At 73.2% G+C, this 19,032-nt stretch carries 22 protein-coding genes; 18 read left to right on the top strand and 4 right to left on the bottom strand.

The genetic code is table 11. The features are described from left to right. Nucleotides 1–16: 16 nt before the first annotated feature. Nucleotides 17–343: a hypothetical protein gene (locus K0V08_RS10745; RefSeq protein ID WP_079533844.1), complete on the top strand. Its 327-nt coding sequence runs from the start codon at nt 17–19 to the stop codon at nt 341–343. Continuing rightward, nucleotides 340–1,614 carry a hypothetical protein gene (locus K0V08_RS10740; protein WP_079533846.1) on the top strand — a complete coding sequence of 425 codons (1,275 nt, stop codon included), beginning with the start codon at nt 340–342 and terminating at the stop codon, nt 1,612–1,614. Before K0V08_RS10745 ends, K0V08_RS10740 begins: the two co-directional genes overlap by 4 nt. Before the next feature lie 8 nt (nt 1,615–1,622). Here the strand turns inward: K0V08_RS10740 and K0V08_RS10735 are convergent, their stop codons facing one another. Beyond that, nucleotides 1,623–2,018, bottom strand: a complete 396-nt coding sequence (locus tag K0V08_RS10735; protein ID WP_012039633.1) for a phage holin family protein — start codon at nt 2,016–2,018, stop codon at nt 1,623–1,625. A gap of 69 nt (nt 2,019–2,087) precedes the next feature. On the opposite strand from K0V08_RS10735, the gene K0V08_RS10730 reads away from it, so the two are divergent. The 13 genes from K0V08_RS10730 (at nt 2,088) to K0V08_RS10670 (ending at nt 13,538) form a co-directional block, all read left to right on the top strand. Next, a complete protein-coding gene (locus K0V08_RS10730; RefSeq protein WP_012039632.1) occupies nt 2,088–3,203 on the top strand; it encodes a pyridoxal phosphate-dependent aminotransferase in 1,116 nt (371 codons plus the stop codon). 9 nt (nt 3,204–3,212) lie between these two features. Next, a complete protein-coding gene (locus K0V08_RS10725; RefSeq protein WP_079533848.1) occupies nt 3,213–4,325 on the top strand; it encodes a thiamine pyrophosphate-dependent dehydrogenase E1 component subunit alpha in 1,113 nt (370 codons plus the stop codon). A gap of 86 nt (nt 4,326–4,411) precedes the next feature. Further along, nucleotides 4,412–5,377 (top strand): alpha-ketoacid dehydrogenase subunit beta, encoded by a 966-nt coding sequence (locus K0V08_RS10720; protein WP_043562076.1) that lies wholly within the window; start codon nt 4,412–4,414, stop codon nt 5,375–5,377. Nucleotides 5,378–5,417: 40 nt separating this feature from the next. Beyond that, the gene (locus K0V08_RS10715) at nt 5,418–6,818 is read left to right on the top strand and encodes a dihydrolipoamide acetyltransferase family protein (protein WP_079533850.1); all 1,401 of its coding nucleotides are present in this window, start codon (nt 5,418–5,420) and stop codon (nt 6,816–6,818) included. 69 nt (nt 6,819–6,887) lie between these two features. Next, complete coding sequence (locus K0V08_RS10710; protein WP_079533852.1) at nt 6,888–7,841, top strand: metal ABC transporter substrate-binding protein; 954 nt, start codon at nt 6,888–6,890, stop codon at nt 7,839–7,841. Next, the gene (locus tag K0V08_RS10705) at nt 7,838–8,713 is read left to right on the top strand and encodes a metal ABC transporter ATP-binding protein (RefSeq protein ID WP_012039627.1); all 876 of its coding nucleotides are present in this window, start codon (nt 7,838–7,840) and stop codon (nt 8,711–8,713) included. Before K0V08_RS10710 ends, K0V08_RS10705 begins: the two co-directional genes overlap by 4 nt. Further along, complete coding sequence (locus K0V08_RS10700; protein ID WP_012039626.1) at nt 8,710–9,636, top strand: metal ABC transporter permease; 927 nt, start codon at nt 8,710–8,712, stop codon at nt 9,634–9,636. The genes K0V08_RS10705 and K0V08_RS10700 overlap by 4 nt, the downstream gene beginning before the upstream one ends. Next, complete coding sequence (locus tag K0V08_RS10695; RefSeq protein WP_012039625.1) at nt 9,633–10,082, top strand: Fur family transcriptional regulator; 450 nt, start codon at nt 9,633–9,635, stop codon at nt 10,080–10,082. Before K0V08_RS10700 ends, K0V08_RS10695 begins: the two co-directional genes overlap by 4 nt. Before the next feature lie 214 nt (nt 10,083–10,296). Then, the gene (gene rpmB, locus K0V08_RS10690) at nt 10,297–10,533 is read left to right on the top strand and encodes a 50S ribosomal protein L28 (protein ID WP_012039624.1); all 237 of its coding nucleotides are present in this window, start codon (nt 10,297–10,299) and stop codon (nt 10,531–10,533) included. Next, complete coding sequence (rpmG, locus tag K0V08_RS10685) at nt 10,533–10,700, top strand: 50S ribosomal protein L33 (RefSeq protein WP_011187086.1); 168 nt, start codon at nt 10,533–10,535, stop codon at nt 10,698–10,700. Before rpmB ends, rpmG begins: the two co-directional genes overlap by 1 nt. Nucleotides 10,701–10,702: 2 nt before the next feature. Further along, nucleotides 10,703–11,008: a 30S ribosomal protein S14 gene (gene rpsN, locus K0V08_RS10680; protein WP_012039623.1), complete on the top strand. Its 306-nt coding sequence runs from the start codon at nt 10,703–10,705 to the stop codon at nt 11,006–11,008. A 131-nt stretch (nt 11,009–11,139) separates the two neighbouring features. Continuing rightward, on the top strand, nt 11,140–11,427 hold the full coding sequence (locus tag K0V08_RS10675) for an HU family DNA-binding protein (RefSeq protein ID WP_012039622.1): 288 nt from the start codon (nt 11,140–11,142) through the stop codon (nt 11,425–11,427). Nucleotides 11,428–11,558: 131 nt separating this feature from the next. Next, entirely contained in the window at nt 11,559–13,538 is a 1,980-nt protein-coding gene (locus K0V08_RS10670; protein ID WP_079533854.1) for a bifunctional copper resistance protein CopD/cytochrome c oxidase assembly protein, read from the top strand. Nucleotides 13,539–13,565: 27 nt separating this feature from the next. On the opposite strand, the gene K0V08_RS10665 is transcribed toward K0V08_RS10670, so the two are convergent. Together K0V08_RS10665 and K0V08_RS10660 are read right to left on the bottom strand one after the other, a co-directional pair. Further along, nucleotides 13,566–14,240, bottom strand: a complete 675-nt coding sequence (locus tag K0V08_RS10665) for a DUF998 domain-containing protein (RefSeq protein WP_079533856.1) — start codon at nt 14,238–14,240, stop codon at nt 13,566–13,568. Nucleotides 14,241–14,368: 128 nt separating this feature from the next. Beyond that, nucleotides 14,369–15,373 carry an iron-siderophore ABC transporter substrate-binding protein gene (locus tag K0V08_RS10660; RefSeq protein ID WP_079533858.1) on the bottom strand — a complete coding sequence of 335 codons (1,005 nt, stop codon included), beginning with the start codon at nt 15,371–15,373 and terminating at the stop codon, nt 14,369–14,371. A gap of 102 nt (nt 15,374–15,475) precedes the next feature. Between K0V08_RS10660 and K0V08_RS10655 the strand changes: the two genes are divergently transcribed. Genes K0V08_RS10655 through K0V08_RS10645 form a run of 3 tightly spaced genes read left to right on the top strand, consistent with a single transcriptional unit; the run spans nt 15,476 to nt 18,514 of the window. After that, the gene (locus K0V08_RS10655; RefSeq protein ID WP_079533860.1) at nt 15,476–16,534 is read left to right on the top strand and encodes a FecCD family ABC transporter permease; all 1,059 of its coding nucleotides are present in this window, start codon (nt 15,476–15,478) and stop codon (nt 16,532–16,534) included. After that, complete coding sequence (locus K0V08_RS10650) at nt 16,531–17,637, top strand: FecCD family ABC transporter permease (RefSeq protein ID WP_079533862.1); 1,107 nt, start codon at nt 16,531–16,533, stop codon at nt 17,635–17,637. The genes K0V08_RS10655 and K0V08_RS10650 overlap by 4 nt, the downstream gene beginning before the upstream one ends. Nucleotides 17,638–17,656: 19 nt before the next feature. Continuing rightward, complete coding sequence (locus tag K0V08_RS10645; protein WP_043562072.1) at nt 17,657–18,514, top strand: ABC transporter ATP-binding protein; 858 nt, start codon at nt 17,657–17,659, stop codon at nt 18,512–18,514. 23 nt (nt 18,515–18,537) lie between these two features. Here K0V08_RS10645 and K0V08_RS10640 read toward each other — a convergent pair whose 3' ends face one another. Further along, on the bottom strand, nt 18,538–18,966 hold the full coding sequence (locus K0V08_RS10640) for a VOC family protein (RefSeq protein WP_079533864.1): 429 nt from the start codon (nt 18,964–18,966) through the stop codon (nt 18,538–18,540). Nucleotides 18,967–19,032: the final 66 nt, after the last annotated feature.

The following is a 19,032-nucleotide window of genomic DNA, read 5'->3' as shown; positions in this document are numbered from 1 at the left end:
GAGAGGACGGGACGCGATGCAGGAGCAGCCGGGTGGACGGGGTGCGGGCGGGGGCGATCCGCTCGGAGGGACGGGGCGGGAGACCGGCAGCACGCCGGGCCAGCTCCGCGCCGAGGCGCTGACGCGCGCGCATGCGCTCGCCGCCCTCGCCGACGCGGTGGCGGAGACGCACCGCGGCATCGCGTCCTGCCGGGACGACCCGTCCTGGTCCGGACGCGCGCACGACGCGTTCGTCCGCGCCCTCGACGACCTCGCCGGTCGCGTCGCGCTCGCCGGGACCCTGCTCCACGACGCGCATCCGGCCTCGGGGTCGACGCCCGGCTGCCCCGGAGCGCACGCGTGACCGCGGTCGCGGGGCTCACCGTCACCGAGGGAGGCGGCACCGAGGTCGAGACGGACGACCTGACGCGCATCGCCGCGCGGCTCGACGACGACGCCGGCCGGCTGGACGACCATGCCCGCGCGCTGGCCCTGCCGCCGCTGGTGGCCACGACCACCGGCGATCACGATCCGAGCCTCGACGCCCCGCGCGGTCTCCTGTCGTCCGCCGCCCACGACGCGCGGGCGCTCGCCGCCGACCTCCGTCGCGTCGCCGCCGAGTACGCGGACGGGGAGCGGGACGTCGACCGCTGCGTGCGATCCGCCGCGGGCGACGGTGCGACGGATGCGGCTCCCTCCTCTCCGGGCGGGACCCTCCGGATCCTGCTGCCCGCCGTCGTCCGGGACGTGGTCTCGGACATCGCGGCCGCGGCCGCGCGCTTCCTCCCGGACCGCCCGGCCGGCGACGACGGCGTGCGGGAGACGACCGCGGGCCTCCTCGCCGCACTCGGAGCCCTCGGCGTCCTGCGCGACGCGCCCGCCGTCGTCCACGTCCGCCGTGACGCCGTCCGCCCGGCTCCGGCGAGCCTGGAGGACCTGGCCGACCGGATCCCCGACCCGGTCCCCGGCACCCCGCAGATGCGCGTCGAGGAGTACCGGGCACCGGACGGCCGTCGCCGCTTCGTCGCGTACCTGGGCGGCATGGTCACCCTGGATCCGGGCACCGGCCGCGAGGACTTCGGACCGGCCTCGGCGGCGGCCGCGCTCGCCACCGAGGGCGGGTCCGCCGTGCACGCGGCCGAGACCGCGCTCCGCGAGGCCGGCGCGACCGCGGGTGACGAGGTCTACGTCGTCGGCTACTCGATGGGCGGGATCCTCGCGCGATCGGTGGGCGACGCCCCGGGCCTCCACGTCACCCACGAGCTCACGTTCGGCTCGCCGGTGGGGCAGCTGCCCATCCGCCAGGGGATCGACGGCGTGGCCGTGGAGCACACGGACGACCCCGTCCCCTCGCTCGGCGGCGTGCGCCCGTCCGACGGCGACGCGGGCGACGACGTCGTGGTGCGCGCGCCGGCCTTCGCGCCGACGGCCCGCGCTGGCGTCCTGGACGCGCACGACCTCGGCACCTATCGGGCGACCGCGTCCGAGATGGACGCCTCGCGCTCGCCGCTCCTGGAGCGGGCACGCGACGAGCTCCACGACTTCCTCGACGGGGCGACGCCGGTCACGTCGCACCTCTACCGCGCGGAGCGGGCCCCGCTCACTCCGCCAGGAGGATCGGGCGGTGGGATGTGACGCGCGGGTCAGGCCCTCGAGGTCACCGGTCGGAGCACGAGCCCCACCAGCCAGCTGAAGAGCGCCATCAGAAGAGCGCCGAGCACGCCCCACCAGAACCCCTCGACCGTGAGGCCGAAGCCGAGCGCGTCGGAGATGGCGCCCACCAGGAGGAAGAGCAGACCGTTGACGATGAGCGCGATCAGGCCGAGCGTGAGGATGTAGAGGGGGAATGCGACGATCCGGATGGCCGTCCCGATCACGCCGTTCACGACGCCGAAGATCGCGCCGAGCAGGAGGTAGGTGAGCACCGTGGCCGTGGTGTCGCCCGGTTCGTACGCGGTCACGACGGTGCCGGAGACGATGAGCGTGGTGAGCCAGAGCGCGACGGCGTTGACGACCACGCGGACGAGGAATCGGGGCATGCTGCGATCCTCGCAGACGCCACCCCGCGGACCACGGGCCGGGCGGCGACCCGCCCGTAGAATCGCCCGGTGATCCCCGAACCCGCGCCCCTCGACGCCGCCGCCCCCGTGAGGCTCCGTCCCGCCATCGCGGCAATGGTCGCCTACCGCCAGGGCAAGCCCGCCGGCGAGGACGACTTCAAGCTCTCCAGCAACGAGAACCCGTTCGACCCGCTGCCGTCGGTGCTCGCCCGCATCGACCAGGTGCGCGACGTGAACCGCTACCCCGACGCGGGCGCGACCCTGCTGCGCACCGCGCTCGCCGAGCGCTTCGGCGTCACGGTCGACCACGTCCACGCGGGAGCCGGATCCGTGGCGATCCTCTCGCAGCTCATCACGGCGGCCGCGGGCCCGGGTGACGAGGTCGTCCACGCGTGGCGCTCCTTCGAGGCGTATCCCACGCTCATCACGGTCGCGGGGGCGACGGGAGTCCCCGTCCCGAACCTGCCGGACCACTCGCACGACGTCGACGGCATGATCCGGGCGCTCACCGACCGCACGCGCGTCGTCATCGTCTGCACGCCGAACAACCCCACCGGCACGCTCGTCACGGAGGCCGACCTCGAGCGCCTGCTCGCGGCGGTCCCGCGCGACGTGCTCGTGCTCCTCGACGAGGCGTACGGCGAGTTCGTCGGCCCGGAGCATGCCCTCGACGGCATGCGCCTCCTCGCCGACCACCCGAACCTCGTCGTCCTCCGCACCTTCTCCAAGGCGTACGGCCTCGCGGGCCTCCGCATCGGGTACGCGGTGGGTCACCCGCGCATCCTCGACGCCGCCCGCTCCGCCGCCATCCCGCTGTCCGTCACCGGCCACGCGCAGCACGCGGCGCTGGCCTCGCTCGAGCACGAGGACGAGCTGCTGGAGCGCGTCGCCGTGCTCGCGCGCGATCGCGACGAGGCCTGGCGCGCGCTCACGGAGCAGGGCTGGGACGTCCCGCGACCCCACGGCAACTTCGTCTGGCTGGCCACGGGCGCCGAGACCGCCGAGGTGGAGGCGCAGCTCGCGGCCGCCGGGCTCGTGGTGCGCGCGTTCGCGGGCGAGGGGATCCGCGTCACCATCGGCGAGCCCGCCTCTGTCCGGAAGCTACTGAACGCGTCGGCGGGAATTGTCCGGGGGCTGCCGGAGGGCCACCCGGCGCGCCGGTAGGTTGGGACGATGCCGGAAAGCGATGTGACGGTCCAGCTCCTGACCCCCGCGGGCGAGCTCGCACCGAGCGACTCCGCAGAGGAGTTCCTCCCGTACTTCGAGCGACTCACGGAGGACGACCACCGCGGCTTCCTCCGCGACATGCGCCTCACGCGGGCGTTCGACCTCGAGGCCACGAACCTCCAGCGCCAGGGCCACCTCGGCCTCTGGGCGCCGAGCACCGGGCAGGAGGCGGCGCAGGTCGGATCCGGTCGGGCCACGCGCCCGCAGGACCACGTGTTCCCCGCCTACCGCGAGCACGGCGTCGCGCTCATCCGCGGCATCGACCCGGTCGACATCGTGCGCCTCATGCGCGGCGTCACGCACGGCGGCTGGGATCCGGCGGCGGGCAACTTCCACCTCTACACGCTGGTCATCGGCTCGCAGGCGCTGCACGCGACGGGCTACGCGATGGGCGTCGCGTTCGACGGCGACGTCGCCACCGGGGATCCCGACCGCGACACCGCCGTCATCGCCTACTACGGCGACGGCGCCACCAGCCAGGGCGACGTGAGCGAGGCGTTCGTCTTCGCCGCGAGCTTCCAGACCCCGCAGGTCTTCTTCCTCCAGAACAACCACTGGGCGATCTCGGTCCCCGTGAGCACGCAGTCGCGGACGCCGCTCTACCTCCGGTCGCGCGGCTTCGGCGTGCCGAGCACGCAGGTCGACGGCAACGACGTCTTCGCGAGCTACGCCGTCACGGCCAAGCACCTCGACGACGCACGCAACGGCGGCGGCCCCTCCTTCATCGAGGCGCTCACGTACCGCGTCGGCGCGCACACCTCGAGCGACGACCCCACGAAGTACCGCACCGACGAGGAGCTGCAGGGCTGGGTCGCGAAGGACCCCATCGCCCGGCTCGAGGCGTACCTGCGGAAGCAGGGCGCGCCGCAGTCGCTCTTCGACGGCATCGACGAGGAGGCCAAGGACCTCGCCGCCGACGTCCGCCGGCGCACCATCGAGCTCACGAGCCCGGCGCTGCCCGGCATCTTCGACCACGTCTACTCGGAGCCGCACCCCGTCACGACGGAGCAGCGCGAGTGGCTCGAGCGCTACGAGGCGTCCCTGGAGGGGAACCGATGACCGACACCATCGACCGCGCCGCGACCCCCGCGGGATCCGACGACGCCGCGACGCGCGGCACGGGCGCCCCCGCCGGCATCGAGAGCATGCCGATGGCCAAGGCCCTGAACGCCGGCCTCCGCCGCGCGCTCGAGGAGGACGACAAGGTCCTGCTCATGGGCGAGGACATCGGCCCGCTCGGCGGCGTCTTCCGCATCACCGAGCACCTGCAGCGCGACTTCGGCGACCGCCGCGTCATCGACACGCCGCTCGCCGAGTCCGGCATCGTCGGCACGGCCATCGGCCTCGCGATGCGCGGCTACCGGCCCGTGTGCGAGATCCAGTTCGACGGCTTCATCTACCCGGCCTTCGACCAGATCACGAGCCAGCTCGCCAAGATCACCAATCGCCACGAGGGCGCCATGCGGATGCCCGTCGTGATCCGCGTGCCGTACGGCGGCCACATCGGCGCCATCGAGCACCACCAGGAGAGCCCCGAGGCGTACTTCGCGCACACCCCCGGCCTCCGCGTCGTGAGCCCGAGCACCCCGCACGACGCCTACTGGATGATCCAGGAGGCCATCCGGTCGGACGACCCGGTCATGTTCTTCGAGCCCAAGGCCCGCTACCGGCCGAAGGGCGAGGTGGACTTCTCCGCTCCCGGCATCGGCCTGCACGAGAGCCGCGTCGTCCGCTCCGGCACCGACGTCACGCTCGTCGGTCACGGCGCCATGGTCGCGATGCTCCTCCAGGCCGCCGAGCTCGCGGCCGAGGAGGGCACGAGCGTCGAGGTGGTGGACCTGCGCTCGCTGTCGCCCGTCGACTACGGCCCCATCCTCGAGTCGGTCCAGCGCACCGGCCGCCTGGTCGTGGCGCAGGAGGCACCGGGCCACGTGTCCGTCGGCTCCGAGATCGCGGCGACGGTCACCGAGCGGGCGTTCTACTCGCTCGAGGCGCCGGTCATCCGCGTCTCCGGCTTCGACGCCCCGTTCCCTCCCGCGAAGCTCGAGACGCTGTATCTCCCGGATGCCGACCGCATCCTCGAGGCCGTCGACCGCTCGCTCGCCTACTAGACGCCCGCCGCCCGAGCGGCACGGAGAAGAGGACCGCACGATGGCTGATTCCGAGTTCACCCTGCCCGACGTGGGCGAGGGCCTCATCGACGCCGAGATCGTCTCGTGGCGCGTGCAGCCGGGCGACCGGGTGGCGCTCAACCAGGTGATCGTCGAGATCGAGACCGCGAAGTCGCTCGTCGAGCTGCCGAGCCCGTTCGAGGGCACCGTCTCCGGGCTGCTCGTGCAGGAGGGGCAGACGGTCGAGGTGGGCACGCCCATCATCGCGATCGCGCAGGGCTCGCCGAGCCTGTCCGCGCCGGCCGAGACCCCGGCCCAGATGGCCCTCCCGGGGGAGACGGTGATCGAGGACGACACGGCCATCGAGAACCGCGAGCCGGCCCCCGCGCCCGCAGCCGAGGAGACCTCGGGCGCCGTGCTCGTGGGCTACGGCACGGTCGGCAAGGTCGCGAGCCGACGCCGTCGTGCCGAGCTGGGTGACGCCGCGCCCGCCGCCCGCCGCCCCGCGAGCCCGAGCGCCCCGGCCGGAGCGCCCGCCGCCCGCGCGCCGCGGCCCGCCTCGGTGCCCGCCGCCTCCGCGGTGCCGATCATCGCCAAGCCCCCCATCCGCAAGCTCGCGAAGGACCTCGAGGTCGACCTGGCCCAGGTCGAGGCCACCGGGCTCGTCGGCGAGATCACGCGCGAGGACGTCATCCGCACCGCGCAGCAGGCGAGCGTCTTCAAGAACATCGAGACGCCCGAGTGGCCGGATGCGCGCGAGGACCGGATCCCCGTGAAGGGCGTCCGCAAGGTCATCGCCGCGGCCATGGTGCAGAGCGCGTTCCAGGCGCCCCACGTGAGCCTGTTCGTCGACGTCGACGCCACCCGCACGATGGAGTTCGTCAAGCGCCTCAAGGCGTCCACCGACTTCGCGGGCGTCAAGGTCTCGCCGCTGCTCATCATGGCGAAGGCGATGATCTGGGCCGTGCGCCGGAACCCCACCGTGAACTCCTCGTGGACCGACCAGGAGATCATCGTCCGCCACTACGTGAACCTCGGCGTGGCCGCCGCGACCCCGCGCGGCCTCGTGGTGCCGAACGTCAAGGAGGCGCAGGCGATGTCGCTCCTGGAGCTCGCCCGCGCGCTCGAGCAGCTCACCCTCACGGCGCGCGACGGCAAGACGAGCCCGGCGGACATGAGCCAGGGCACCATCACGATCACCAACATCGGCGTCTTCGGCATGGACACCGGCACGCCGATCCTCAACCCCGGCGAGGTCGCGATCGTCGCGCTCGGCACGATCAAGCAGAAGCCGTGGGTCGTCGACGGCGAGGTGCGCCCGCGCTTCGTCACGACCATCGGCGCGAGCTTCGACCACCGCGTCGTCGACGGCGACGTGGCGAGCCGATTCCTGGCCGACGTGGCGAGCATCATCGAGGAGCCGGCGCTGCTCCTGGAGTGACCCCCTCGCACTCCACAGCTCCGGCACGGTGGTAGTGAGACCGGTTATCAATACCGTATCGTCGGATCCATGAACCGTCGCCCCCTCACCGCCCTGCTCGCCGTCTCGCTGCTCGCCGTCCCGCTCGCGGGCTGCGCCTCCGGATCCGCCACTCCCGCCGCGGACGCCTCGTCCTCCGCGTCCGGCGGCGGCACGCTCGAGGTCGTCGCGTCGACGGACGTCTACGGGGACATCGCGCAGCAGATCGGCGGCGACGACGTGAAGGTGACGTCGATCATCGACAGCCCGGACAAGGACCCGCACGAGTACCAGGCCACCTCCCGCGACCAGCTGGCGCTCTCCACCGCCGACGTCGTCATCCAGAACGGCGGCGGCTACGACGACTTCGTCGACACGATGATCAAGGCGCTCCCGGGCGGCAAGAGCCCCGTCCTCCTCAACGCGGTCGACATCTCCGGCTTCGACCAGAAGCCGGCCGAGGGCGAGCTCAACGAGCACGTCTGGTACGACATGCCCACGATGAAGAAGCTCGCCGAGGAGATCGAGCAGGCGTTCTCGAAGGCCGACAGCGCCGGTGCCGCCACGTTCGAGGCGAACGAGCAGGCCTTCACGGCGAAGCTCGACGGCATCGCCGCGGCCGAGGCGGCCGCGAAGCCGGCCGGCACCGGCAAGGGCGTCGCGATCACCGAGCCCGTGCCGCTGTACATGACGAGCGCCATGGGCCTCGAGAACCGCACTCCGGACGAGTTCAGCGAGGCCGTGGAGGAGGGCACCGACGTGCCCGCCGACGTGCTCAAGGAGACGCTCGCGCTCTTCGCCGAGAAGAAGGTCGCGGCGCTCGTGTACAACTCGCAGACGACGGGTGCCACGACCGACCAGGTGGTCGCCGCCGCCAAGGCCGCCGGCGTCCCCGTCGTGCCGGTCACGGAGACCCTCCCCGCCGACCTGCCCGCGGGCAGCGGGTACGTTGAGTGGATGACCGAGAACGTCGACGCCGTGGCCTCCGCGATCCGGGGATCGTGACCGGCGCACCCGTCTTGAGCCTCCGGGACGCGACGCTCGCGTTCGGCTCCCGCACCCTCTGGAGCGGACTCGACCTCGACGTGGCACCCGGCGAGTTCGTCGCGGTGCTCGGCCCGAACGGATCCGGCAAGACCAGCTTCCTGAAGTCCGTCCTCGGCGCCCAGCGCCTCACGTCGGGGGAGATGCGCTTCCTCGACGAGCCGGTGCGCCGCGGTGCGCGGCGCATCGGCTACATCCCGCAGCAGAAGCTCATCACCGCGGCCACGCCAGTGCGGGCGCGCGACCTCGTCGGCTTCGGCGTCACCGGCCACCGCTGGGGGCTGCCGATCAGCCGGCGGGCCGAGCGCGCCCGGGTCGACGAGCTGCTCGACGCCGTGGGCGCCACCTCGTACGCCGACGCCCCGGTCTCCACCCTCTCCGGCGGGGAGCAGCAGCGGCTGCGCGTGGCCCAGGCCCTGGCGTCGGATCCGCGGCTCCTCCTCTGCGACGAGCCGCTCCTCAGCCTCGACCTCGGGCACCAGCGCGTGGTCAGCGAGCTGATCGACCGGCACCGCAGGGAGACCGACGCGGCGGTCGTGTTCGTCACCCACGACGTCAACCCGGTGCTCGACATGGTCGACCGGGTGCTGTACCTCGTGGGCGGCCGGTTCCGCATCGGCACGCCCGACGAGGTCCTCGACTCCGAGGTGCTGAGCTCGCTCTACGGCACGCCCGTCGACGTGGTGCGCGTGCGCGGCCGCGTCGTCGTGGTCGGCGCCACGGACGATCCGCACGGCCATCACTCGCACGACGACGAGGACCACGAGGAGCACGGCGACCACGGGCCGCACGGCGTGCACGAGGCCGCCCCCGCCGACGGGAGGGCCGCGTGATCCACCTGCTCGCCGACGCGGGCGACGTCTGGTCGCGCCTGTTCGACTTCTCCGACTACGGCGCGCTCGTCGCGCTGCTGCGGAACAGCATCATCGCCGGTGCCGTGCTCGGCGTCGTCGGCGGCCTCATCGGCGTCTTCGTCATGACGCGCGACCTCGCCTTCGCGGTGCACGGCGTGAGCGAGCTGTCGTTCGCGGGCGCGGCGGCGGCGCTGCTCCTCGGCGTCAACGTCGTCGGCGGATCCCTGGTCGGCTCCCTCATCGCGGCGATCGCCATCGGCGTGCTCGGCACGCGCGCGAAGGACCGCAACTCGATCATCGCCGTCATCATGCCCTTCGGCCTGGGCCTCGGGATCCTGTTCCTCGCCCTCTACGACGGCCGCGCGAGCAACAAGTTCGGCCTGCTCACCGGGCAGATCGTCTCGGTCGACAACCCGCAGCTCGGCTACCTCGTGGCGATCAGCGCCGTCGTCATCGTCGGGCTCGCCGTCGTCTGGCGGCCGCTGATGTTCGCGAGCGTCGACCCCGACGTGGCCGCCGCACGCGGTGTGCCGGTGCGCCTGCTCTCCATCGTGTTCATGATCCTGCTCGGGCTCGGCACGGCGGTCTCCATCCAGATCGTCGGCGCGCTGCTCGTGCTCTCGCTCCTCGTGACCCCGGCCGCCGCCGCGATGCGCGTCTCGTCGACGCCGCGCGTGGTCGTCTCGCTCAGCGTGCTGTTCGCGCTCGCGAGCATCGTGGGCGGGATCATGCTGGCGCTCGGCAGCAGCATCCCCATCAGCCCGTACGTCACGACCATCTCGTTCACGATCTACATGGTCTGCCGCGGCGTCGACGCCCTCCGCGCGCGCAGCGGCACGTCGGGTGGGACGCGTACCCTGACGGGGCGGGGAGGATCGCCCGTCGGGAGGGCACGGGCATGAAGCGGAACACGTGGCAGCGCGAGGCCGTCCGGCAGGCGCTGGACGCATCGACGGAGTTCGTGAGCGCGCAGCGACTGCACGCGCGCCTGCACGAGGCGGGATCCCCGATCGGGCTGGCCACCGTCTACCGCGCGCTCGGCGACCTCGCCGCGGAGGGCGACGCCGACTCGCTGCAGTCGCCCGACGGCGAGGCGCTCTACCGCACGTGCGCCACGGGCGGCCACCACCACCACCTCATCTGCCGCGTCTGCGGGAAGACCGTCGAGATCGCGGCCGACGAGGTCGAGTCCTGGGCGCACGACGTCGCCGCGCGCAACGGCTTCACGGCCCCGAGCCACGTGGTCGACGTCTTCGGCCTCTGCGCCGAGTGCACGCGCCGCGCGGCCGAGGCGGCGTCCGCCGAGGAGCCGGCGTCGACGACCGCGGAGGCCCCCGCATCCGCATGATCCCGGGCCCCCGGCTTGCGCCCGGGCGTGTCGTCGCGTAGCCTCGATCCTTGGCCGAGCGGCTCATCCGCTCGCATGTGCGCCCAGTGCCCCTCCCGAGGGGCAGCGCCCCTCCCGAGGGGCGGATCCCCCTCTCTCGAGATCCGGGGACGGGCGTGCCGACAAGAAATCTTGGGTAGGGCGGTCTCGCCCTACGGTACCTACGGAGGAAACCATGGCAGCAACCTGCCAGGTGACCGGCGCCGTCCCCGGCTTCGGACACAACATCTCGCACTCGCACCGGCGCACCAAGCGCCGCTTCGACCCGAACGTGCAGAAGAAGACGTACTACGTCCCCTCGCTGCGTCGCAACGTCAAGCTCACGCTCTCCGCGAAGGGCATCAAGGTCATCGACGCCCGCGGCATCGAGTCCGTCGTCAAGGACATCCTCGCTCGTGGGGTGAAGATCTAATGGCCAAGCAGCAGGACGTCCGTCCGATCATCAAGCTCCGCTCGACGGCTGGCACCGGGTACACGTACGTGACCCGCAAGAACCGCCGCAACAACCCCGACCGCCTCGTGCTGAAGAAGTACGACCCGGTCGTCCGCAAGCACGTCGACTTCCGCGAGGAGCGCTAAACATGGCCAAGAAGAGCAAGATCGCCCGCAACGAGCAGCGCAAGGTCATCGTCGAGCGGTACGCCGCGAAGCGCCTCGAGCTGAAGAAGGCCCTCGTGGACCCGAACGGCACCGACGAGAGCCGCGAGGCGGCCCGCGCCGGCATCCAGCGCCTCCCGCGCGACGCATCGCCCATCCGCGTGCGCAACCGCGACGGCATCGACGGTCGCCCCCGCGGCAACCTGTCGAAGTTCGGCATCTCCCGCGTGCGCTTCCGTGACATGGCCCACCGCGGCGAGCTTCCGGGCATCACGAAGTCCAGCTGGTAGGTTCCAAGCGGCCGTACGGCCGAACGGACCGCTGATGGCCTCTTCGGCTCGCACGGTCCGCTGACGTAGACAGACCCCATCCACCACACGGCCGCTCGCGAAGAACGGCACCAGGTCCGAGGAGGACACCCATGGCTGACAAGTCACTCAACCGCACCGAGCTCGTTGCCGCCGTCGCCGCGGAGTCGGGCCAGAGCCAGGCCGCCGTCAACGGCGTCCTGGACGCGCTCTTCTCCACCGTCGCGACCAACGTCGCCGACGGCGTCAAGGTCACGATCCCGGGCTGGGTCGCGTTCGAGCAGACGGCTCGCGCCGCGCGCACCGGCCGCAACCCGCAGACGGGCGAGCCGCTCGAGATCAAGGCGTCCAAGGGCGTCAAGGTCTCCGCCGGCAGCAAGCTCAAGGCAGCCGTCAAGTAGTCCTCCTCACCACACGCCCAGCGGGGGCGCCGACTCCGGTCGGCGCCCCCGCTGTGTCGTTCCCGGCCGGTCGCGGCGGCCCCGCGGCCGCCAGCCGCCCGTCAGGACGGGCGAGTTAGGCTGAACCCCTCATGCCCAGACTCCTCCGCGTCGCGGGGCCCGCCGCCCTCCTCATCGTCGCGTTCCTCTCCCTGCTGGCTGCGCTCGCCATCGGTGGAGGCGCCGCCCCGCAGCTGCTCGAGGACGCCGGGCCCGTGGTCCGCTACGGTCTGCCCGCCGCGAAGATGATGGTGAACATCTCGGCGGCCACGGCCATCGGCGCGCTGCTGCTCGCGGCCTTCGCGCTGTCGCGCCAACGCCCCGAGTACGGCCGCGCGCTCGACATCGCGGCCGCGGGGGCCGCCCTCTGGACGGTCGCCTCCGCGATCACCGCGTTCTTCACCTTCCTCAGCGTCTCGGGCACCGCGTTCTCCTTCAGCGCCGAGTTCGGCACGAGCCTCGGCCTGGTGCTCACGCAGATCTCGGTGGGCCAGGCCTGGCTCGCGACCACGCTGATCGCCGCGACCGTCACGGTGCTGTGCTTCGCCGTGCGCAACCACACCGCCATCGCGTTCGTGCTCGTGATCGCGGTCGGCGGCCTCGTGCCGATGGCGCAGCAGGGCCACGCGGGCGGCACCGAGGGGCACGACGCCGCGGTCAACGCTCTCGGCCTGCACCTCGTGTTCGCGGCGATCTGGCTGGGTGGCCTCCTCACGATGGTGCTGCTGCGGTCGAAGCTCGACGGCGACCGGCTCGTGCCGGTGCTGCGCCGCTACTCGGCGGTCGCGCTCGTGTGCTTCGTGGTCGTGGCGGCCTCCGGGTACGTGAGCGCGGAGATCCGCGTCGGCTCGCTCGACCGGCTGCTGACCGCGTACGGGCTGCTCGTGCTCATCAAGGTGGCGGCGCTCCTCGCGCTCGGGCTCTTCGGCGCCGCGTACCGGCGCGTGCTCATCGGGCGGCTCGAGGAGCGCGGATCCGCGGCGCGCGGGCCGTTCTGGTGGCTCGTCACCGCCGAGCTGGCGTTCATGGGCGTCGCGTCCGGCGTGGCCGCGGCGCTCGCCCGCACGGCCCCGCCCGTGAGCCAGGTCGTCGCGGCGCAGCTGCCGGATCCGACGCCCGCCCAGATCCTCACCGGCGAGCCGCTGCCGCCGGAGCTCACGCCCATGCGCTACCTCACCGAGTGGAACTTCGACCTGCTCTGGATCCTGCTGTGCGCGTTCGGGATCTTCTTCTACCTCGCCGGGGTGCACCGCCTCCGGAAGCGCGGCGACGCCTGGCCCGTGCACCGCTCGATCCTCTGGGTCGCGGGCATGATCGGCCTGTTCTACATCACCAACGGCGGCGTGAACGTCTACCAGAAGTACCTCTTCAGCTCGCACATGCTGGCGCACATGGTGCTCGCCATGGTCATACCGCTGCTGCTCGTGCCGGGCGCTCCGGTCACGCTCGCGATGCGGGCCATCCGCAAGCGGCAGGACGGCAGCCGCGGCGGCCGCGAGTGGATCCTCATGGCCGTGCACTCGCGCTTCGCGTCGTTCGTGGGCCACCCGATCGTGGCGGCCGTGCTGTTCGCCGGCTCGCTCCTCGTCTTCTACTACTCGCCGCTGTTCAGCTGGGCGACGACCGACCACATCGGGCACCAGTGGATGATCGTGCACTTCCTCATCGTCGGGTACCTCTTCACGCAGAACCTCATCGGCGTGGACCCGATGCCGGTGCGCCTCGCCTACCCGATTCGCCTGCTGCTGCTGCTCGCGACCATGGCGTTCCACGCGTTCTTCGGACTCTCGCTCATGACCGGCACCGGCCTGCTGCTCGCCGACTGGTTCGGCGCGATGGGGCGGCCGTGGGGCGAGTCGGCGCTGGCCGACCAGCAGGCCGGCGGCGGCATCGCGTGGAGCATCGGGGAGATCCCGACGGTGATCCTCGCGATCGTCACGGCGATCATGTGGAGCAAGAGCGACAAACGGGACTCCGTGCGGTACGACCGCAAGGCCGACCGCGACGGCGACGCCGAGCTCGAGGCCTACAACCGGAACCTCGAGGCGCTGCAGGCGGCCGAGCGGCGCTAGCGGGCGCCGCCGGCCGGGCTGCCCGGGTCAGTCGCGCGGGCTCCCGCGGCGGCGGCGCGCGGCGGCGACGAGCACGGTGACGCCCGCCATCAGCTCCCACGCGGTGACCGTGTAGACGGATCCGCGCTCCCAGACGCCGTCGACGTCCGACCCGCCGAGCGTCTGGAGCAGGGCGAGCGCGATGAGGCCGACGGCGCCCAGCGCCACGCTCGCGACGCGGAAGGCCCGCGCGGCGCCGACGCGTCCGGAGCCGAGTCCCGCCGTGATGGAGGCGGCGTTGCCCGCGATGATCGCCATGCCGGCTCCGACCACGTGCATCCAGCCGATGCCGCTGGCGGCGCTCGAGGCGCTGCCGTGGATGAGGCCGACCACCGTGATCCCGACGGCGTGCACGGCGGCGAGGGCGAGGAACGCGCGTCGGGGGCCGGCGCGGAGGGCGCGGGTCGCGATCACGGAGGCCACGAGGTAGAGGACGCCCTGCAGGATGAAGCCCGCGTTCATCACCGCGGAGAGCGGCGAGTCGATGGCGCGGCCCTGGAACACGGCGACGTCGGGGACGCCGAGGTCGCTGATGTAGTTGGCGGAGTAGCTGTAACCGGGGAAGGCGGACGCGGCGATCGCCTCGGTGCCGACGTAGACGACGGCTGCGGCGATCCAGGCGATGCCCGCGGCCGCGGGGACGCTGTCGGTGCGGGTGCTCATGGGTCTCCTCCCGGCGCGCGTCCGTGGTCGCGCGCTCCTGTCGATGATGGCGGAATGACGCGGCACCGGAGACGACGAGGGCCCGCCGCGCTGCGTGCGCGACGGGCCCTCGGGGGTGCGGATCCGGATCAGCTCGTGGCGGTCTCCAGCAGCGGCACGAGCTGGTCGAGCGCGTAGCCGGTGGAGAGCGTGGTGCCGATCGAGTAGGCCGACGAGACGTCGCCGTCGAGGACGATGGAGTGGCCGGCCGCGACCGCGGGGATCGCCTGCCACAGCGGGTCGTCGGTGATGACGGACTTGTCGATGAAGATCGGGAACGCGACGATCACGTCGGCGTCGAGCAGGTCGAGCTGCTCGGAGGAGACGTCGACCGAGAAGCCGCCGGCGTTCGCGGGGATCCCCGCGATGGTCGGGCTCTGCTCGAAGCCGAGCTTCTCGAGGAACGCGACGCGCTCGCTGCCCTCGACGTAGGCGCCCCAGCCCTCGCTGGTCTTGGTCGCCGCGGTGACGGTCTTGCCCTTCCAGTCCGGGTGCGCCGCCTCGACCTGGTCGAAGCGCTGGTCGACGGCGTCGAGGAGGGCGTCGCCCTGGTCCTCCCGGCCGAGGGCCTCGGCGACCATGTCGACCTGGTCCTCCATGTCGGTGAGGTAGCTGTCGGCGCCCTCGGGCACGCCGATGGTCGGCGCGATCTGCGAGAGGCGGTCGTAGCGGGCCTGGTCGCCGGAGCCCTTGGTGTCGAGGATGAGGTCGGGCTTGAGCGCCGCGATCGCCTCGTAGGAGGGCTCGAGCGTCTCGATGATCTGCGGCTTCTGCGTGTAGAGGCCCTGCGCCCACGGGCCGACGCCGTCCGCGTCGGCGCCGAAGCCGAGCCAGTCGGACGCGCCGACGGGCTGGACGCCGAGCGCGAGCGCGGTCTCCGCGTCGCCCCAGCCGAGGGCGACGACGCGCTTCGGCTCGCTCGGCACGGTGACGTCGCCGAACTTCGTGTCGACCGTGACGGGGAAGGCGCCGGTGGCGGATCCCGACGCGGGCGGGGCGGAGGCGCCCGGGTCGGACGAGGCGGTGCATCCGGTGAGGGCGAGCGTCGCGACGGTGAGCGCGACGAGGGCGGAGCCGGTGGTGGTGAACCTCATGGTGCGGGGCCTCTCGGGTGTTCGGGTGCGGGCTGACGAGCCGGTGTGGATCGCGTCAGGCAAGGGCAGCCTAACCTAAGGGCACGGTAAGCTGACCGGGCCATGTCGCTCCGGGTCCTCGCGCGCGCATCCGCCCCCGACGCCCCCGAGGGCCGGGCACGGAGCGGACCGACGCGCGCGGCGGGCCTGCTGCTGGCGCTCGGCGTGCTCGTGCTCGCGGCGCTCGCGAGCATCGCGATCGGATCGCGCGACATCCCGCTCGGCGCGGTCGTCGACGCCCTCGCCGGACGGCCGCGCGACCCGGCCGAGCTCGTCGTGATCCTCGACCTCCGCGTCCCGCGCACCCTCGTCGGCCTCGCCGCTGGCCTCGCGCTCGGGGTCGCCGGGGCGCTCATCCAGGCCGTCACGCGGAACCCGCTGGCGGATCCCGGCATCCTCGGCGTCACCGCCGGCTCGGCCTTCGCGGTCGCCATCGCGACGGGCGTCCTCGGCGTGACCGCCGTGAGCGGTTACCTCTGGTTCGCCTTCGGGGGCGCGCTCGTGGCGGGCGTGGTGGTCTACGTCGTGGGATCCGCGGGGCGCGGCGGCGGGGATCCGGTGCGCCTCACGCTGGCCGGCGTCGCCCTCGGCGCGGTGCTCGCGGGCATCACCTCGGGCATGCTGCTGGCCGACCCGCAGGGCTTCAGCGCGATGCGCGCGTGGGAGTCGGGCTCGCTGCAGGGCCGCGGCTGGGACGCGCTCCTGCCGGTCGCGCCGTTCCTCGCGGCGGGCGTGCTGCTCGCCGCGCTCATCGCGCGGAGCCTCGACGCGGTCGCGCTCGGCGACGACCTCGCGCGGTCCCTCGGCGCGAACGTCGTCGTGGTGCGGGCCGTGGCCGTCGTGGCCGTGACGCTGCTGGCGGGCGGGGCGACCGCGATGGCCGGGCCGATCGCGTTCGTCGGGCTGATGATCCCGCACATCGCGCGCTGGATCGTCGGGCCCGACCAGCGCTGGATCCTCGCGTACACGATCGTGCTCGCGCCCGTGCTGCTGCTGGCGGCCGACATCGTGGGCCGCGTCGTGCTGCGGCCGGCCGAGCTGCCCGCCGGGATCGTGACGGCCGTGCTCGGCGCGCCCGTGCTGATCCTGCTCGTGCGCCGGCAGAGGGCGTCGGGGCTGTGAGCGCGCCCGCCCGCGCCGGTCGCCGCCCGGACGCGACCCGATCCGGCGCGACCCGAGCCGCCGCCGCCCGCCCCGCCCGGGTGGCCGGCACCGTGCGCCTGCCCGTCGTCGGGATCCGGCTGCAGCGTCGCGAGGTGCTCGTGGGCGCGGCGCTCGCCGTCGCGACCGTCGCGCTCGCGCTGGTGGCGCTCGGCACCGGCGACTTCCCGCTGACGGTGCCCGAGGTGATCCGCGCGATGGCGCTCCCCGACGGCTCCTTCGCGTCCACCATCGTGCTCGAGTGGCGCCTGCCGCGCGTCCTCGCCGCGCTCGCGTTCGGCGCGGCGCTCGGGGTCGCGGGCGCCGTGTTCCAGTCGCTGACGCGCAACCCGCTCGGCTCGCCCGACATCATCGGCTTCTCGACGGGCTCGTACACGGGCGCGCTGATCGTCACGACGCTGGCGGGCGCGGTCTTCCTGCCCACGGCGGTCGGGGCGCTCGCGGGCGGGCTCGGCACGGCGCTCATCGTCTACCTGCTCGCGTACCGTGGCGGCGTGCAGGGGTTCCGGCTGATCATCACGGGCATCGCCGTCACGGCGGTGCTGCACGGGGTCAACACCTTCCTGCTGCTGAAGGCGGGCACCGAGGTCGCGATGGCGGCCTCGATCTGGGGCGCCGGATCCCTCGCGCTCGTCGGCTGGGACCGCGCGCTGCCCGCCTTCGTCGCCCTCCTCGTGCTCGCGCCGGCGATCCTGCTGCTGTCCGCGCCGCTGCGGCAGCTCGAGCTCGGCGACGACGCCGCTCGGGCCCACGGCGTGCGGGCCGAGCCCACGCGCCTCGCGCTGCTGATCCTCGGGGTCGCCCTCACGGCGATCGTGACCGCTGCCGCGGGTCCCATCGCGTTCGTCGCGCTCGCCGCCCCGCAGATCGCCCGCCGCCTGACGCGGAGCGCCGGCCTGCCGCTCGTGCCGGCCGCGCTCACGGGCGGCCTGCTGCTCCTCGCCGCCGACTTCGCCGCCCAGCACGCGCTGCCCGGGACGGTGCCCGTCGGCATCGTCACGGTCGTCGTCGGCGGCGCCTACCTGATCGCGCTGCTGATCCGCGAGGCGTCCCGCCGTGCCTGACGCCGCCGCCCCCGACCCGATGGGAGATCCACCCGTGGACGACACCGCCACCGACACCGACACTGCCGCACCCGCCATCGCCGCGCCCGCCGCGCCGCGCCTCCGGGCCGAGGGGGTCACGCTGTCCTACGACCGGCGGGTGATCTCCGAGCACCTCGACGTCTCCGTGCCCGACCGCTCGTTCACGGTGATCGTCGGCCCGAACGCGTGCGGGAAGTCGACCCTGCTGCGCGCCCTGTCGCGCCTGCTCGCGCCCACCGCGGGCGGCGTGCTCCTCGACGACCGGCCGCTCGGCTCCTACCGCGCCAAGGAGGTCGCGCGGATCGTCGGCCTCCTCCCGCAGAGCGCCATCGCGCCCGACGGGATCACGGTCGCCGACCTCGTGGCGCGCGGCCGCTTCCCGCACCAGAACCTCATCCGCCAGTGGACCCCGACCGACGAGGACGCCGTGCAGGAGGCCATGGCCGCCACGGGCGTCGCCGACCTCGCCGCCCGGCACGTCGACGAGCTCTCCGGCGGCCAGCGCCAGCGCGTGTGGGTCGCGATGGCGCTCGCGCAGCAGACCCCCGTGCTGCTGCTCGACGAGCCGACGACGTTCCTCGACATCGCCCACCAGATCGAGCTGCTCGACCTCCTCGCCGACCTGCACCGCGACGGCAGCACCATCGTCGCCGTGCTGCACGACCTCAACCACGCCGCCCGCTACGCCGACCACCTCATCGTGATGAAGGACGGCCGCGTCGTCTCCTCCGGCGCCCCGCGCGACATCGTCACGGCCGAGCTCGTGGAGGAGGTCTTCGGCCTCCCGTGCCTCGTGATCGACGACCCCGTCTCCCACACGCCGCTCATCGTCCCGCGCGGCGGCCGCTGGGCCTGAGACCGGCGACCCGGCCGGCCGGATCAGGAGTCGGTCGGCGGGGAGGCCTGCGCGATGGACACCATCCAGTCGATCCCGTACCGGTCCGTGCACATGCCGAACCGCTCGCCCCACGGAGCCAGCTCCAGCGGCAGCACGATCGTGCCGTCGGCCGTGAGCGCGTCCCACCACCCGTCGAGCACGGCCGCGTCGTCGCCCGAGAGCGAGAGCGTGATGGCGGATCCGCTCGGCACGCCCATCGACGCCGGGGTGTCCGACGCCATGAGCACGAAGCCCGCGCCCGAGTCCAACCGGCCGTGCATGACCTTGTCGGCCTCGGCCGGGTCCGGGGCCATGCCGCCCTCGGCGAAGGTGGTCGTCGCGACGTCGCCGCCGAAGATCCCCTGGTAGAAGCGGAGCGCGTCAGCCGCCTGGTCGCGGAAGGACAGGTACGGGGTCATGATCGCGGACATGGGGGCGCTCCTCGGGTGACGGATCCCCGCGGTCGCACGGACCCTGTTGCGTCCCGATCCTGGCCC

The sequence above is a fragment of the Clavibacter michiganensis genome, assembly GCF_021216655.1.
Classification (GTDB): Bacteria; Actinomycetota; Actinomycetes; order Actinomycetales; family Microbacteriaceae; genus Clavibacter; species Clavibacter michiganensis.
Note: the sequence above shows the minus strand (reverse complement) of the source record. Positions and strands in the feature narration are given on the sequence as shown.

What these genes read in the sequence shown, in the direction of transcription:
- K0V08_RS10745 (WP_079533844.1), top strand. Translation starts at nt 17, where the DNA reads ATGCAGGAGCAGCCGGGTGGACGGGGTGCGGGCGGGGGCGATCCGCTC.
- K0V08_RS10735 (WP_012039633.1), bottom strand. Translation starts at nt 2,018, where the DNA reads ATGCCCCGATTCCTCGTCCGCGTGGTCGTCAACGCCGTCGCGCTCTGG.
- K0V08_RS10725 (WP_079533848.1), top strand. Translation starts at nt 3,213, where the DNA reads ATGCCGGAAAGCGATGTGACGGTCCAGCTCCTGACCCCCGCGGGCGAG.
- K0V08_RS10720 (WP_043562076.1), top strand. Translation starts at nt 4,412, where the DNA reads ATGCCGATGGCCAAGGCCCTGAACGCCGGCCTCCGCCGCGCGCTCGAG.
- K0V08_RS10715 (WP_079533850.1), top strand. Translation starts at nt 5,418, where the DNA reads ATGGCTGATTCCGAGTTCACCCTGCCCGACGTGGGCGAGGGCCTCATC.
- K0V08_RS10710 (WP_079533852.1), top strand. Translation starts at nt 6,888, where the DNA reads ATGAACCGTCGCCCCCTCACCGCCCTGCTCGCCGTCTCGCTGCTCGCC.
- K0V08_RS10695 (WP_012039625.1), top strand. Translation starts at nt 9,633, where the DNA reads ATGAAGCGGAACACGTGGCAGCGCGAGGCCGTCCGGCAGGCGCTGGAC.
- rpmB (WP_012039624.1), top strand. Translation starts at nt 10,297, where the DNA reads ATGGCAGCAACCTGCCAGGTGACCGGCGCCGTCCCCGGCTTCGGACAC.
- rpmG (WP_011187086.1), top strand. Translation starts at nt 10,533, where the DNA reads ATGGCCAAGCAGCAGGACGTCCGTCCGATCATCAAGCTCCGCTCGACG.
- rpsN (WP_012039623.1), top strand. Translation starts at nt 10,703, where the DNA reads ATGGCCAAGAAGAGCAAGATCGCCCGCAACGAGCAGCGCAAGGTCATC.
- K0V08_RS10675 (WP_012039622.1), top strand. Translation starts at nt 11,140, where the DNA reads ATGGCTGACAAGTCACTCAACCGCACCGAGCTCGTTGCCGCCGTCGCC.
- K0V08_RS10670 (WP_079533854.1), top strand. Translation starts at nt 11,559, where the DNA reads ATGCCCAGACTCCTCCGCGTCGCGGGGCCCGCCGCCCTCCTCATCGTC.
- K0V08_RS10665 (WP_079533856.1), bottom strand. Translation starts at nt 14,240, where the DNA reads ATGAGCACCCGCACCGACAGCGTCCCCGCGGCCGCGGGCATCGCCTGG.
- K0V08_RS10660 (WP_079533858.1), bottom strand. Translation starts at nt 15,373, where the DNA reads ATGAGGTTCACCACCACCGGCTCCGCCCTCGTCGCGCTCACCGTCGCG.
- K0V08_RS10655 (WP_079533860.1), top strand. Translation starts at nt 15,476, where the DNA reads ATGTCGCTCCGGGTCCTCGCGCGCGCATCCGCCCCCGACGCCCCCGAG.
- K0V08_RS10645 (WP_043562072.1), top strand. Translation starts at nt 17,657, where the DNA reads ATGGGAGATCCACCCGTGGACGACACCGCCACCGACACCGACACTGCC.
- K0V08_RS10640 (WP_079533864.1), bottom strand. Translation starts at nt 18,966, where the DNA reads ATGTCCGCGATCATGACCCCGTACCTGTCCTTCCGCGACCAGGCGGCT.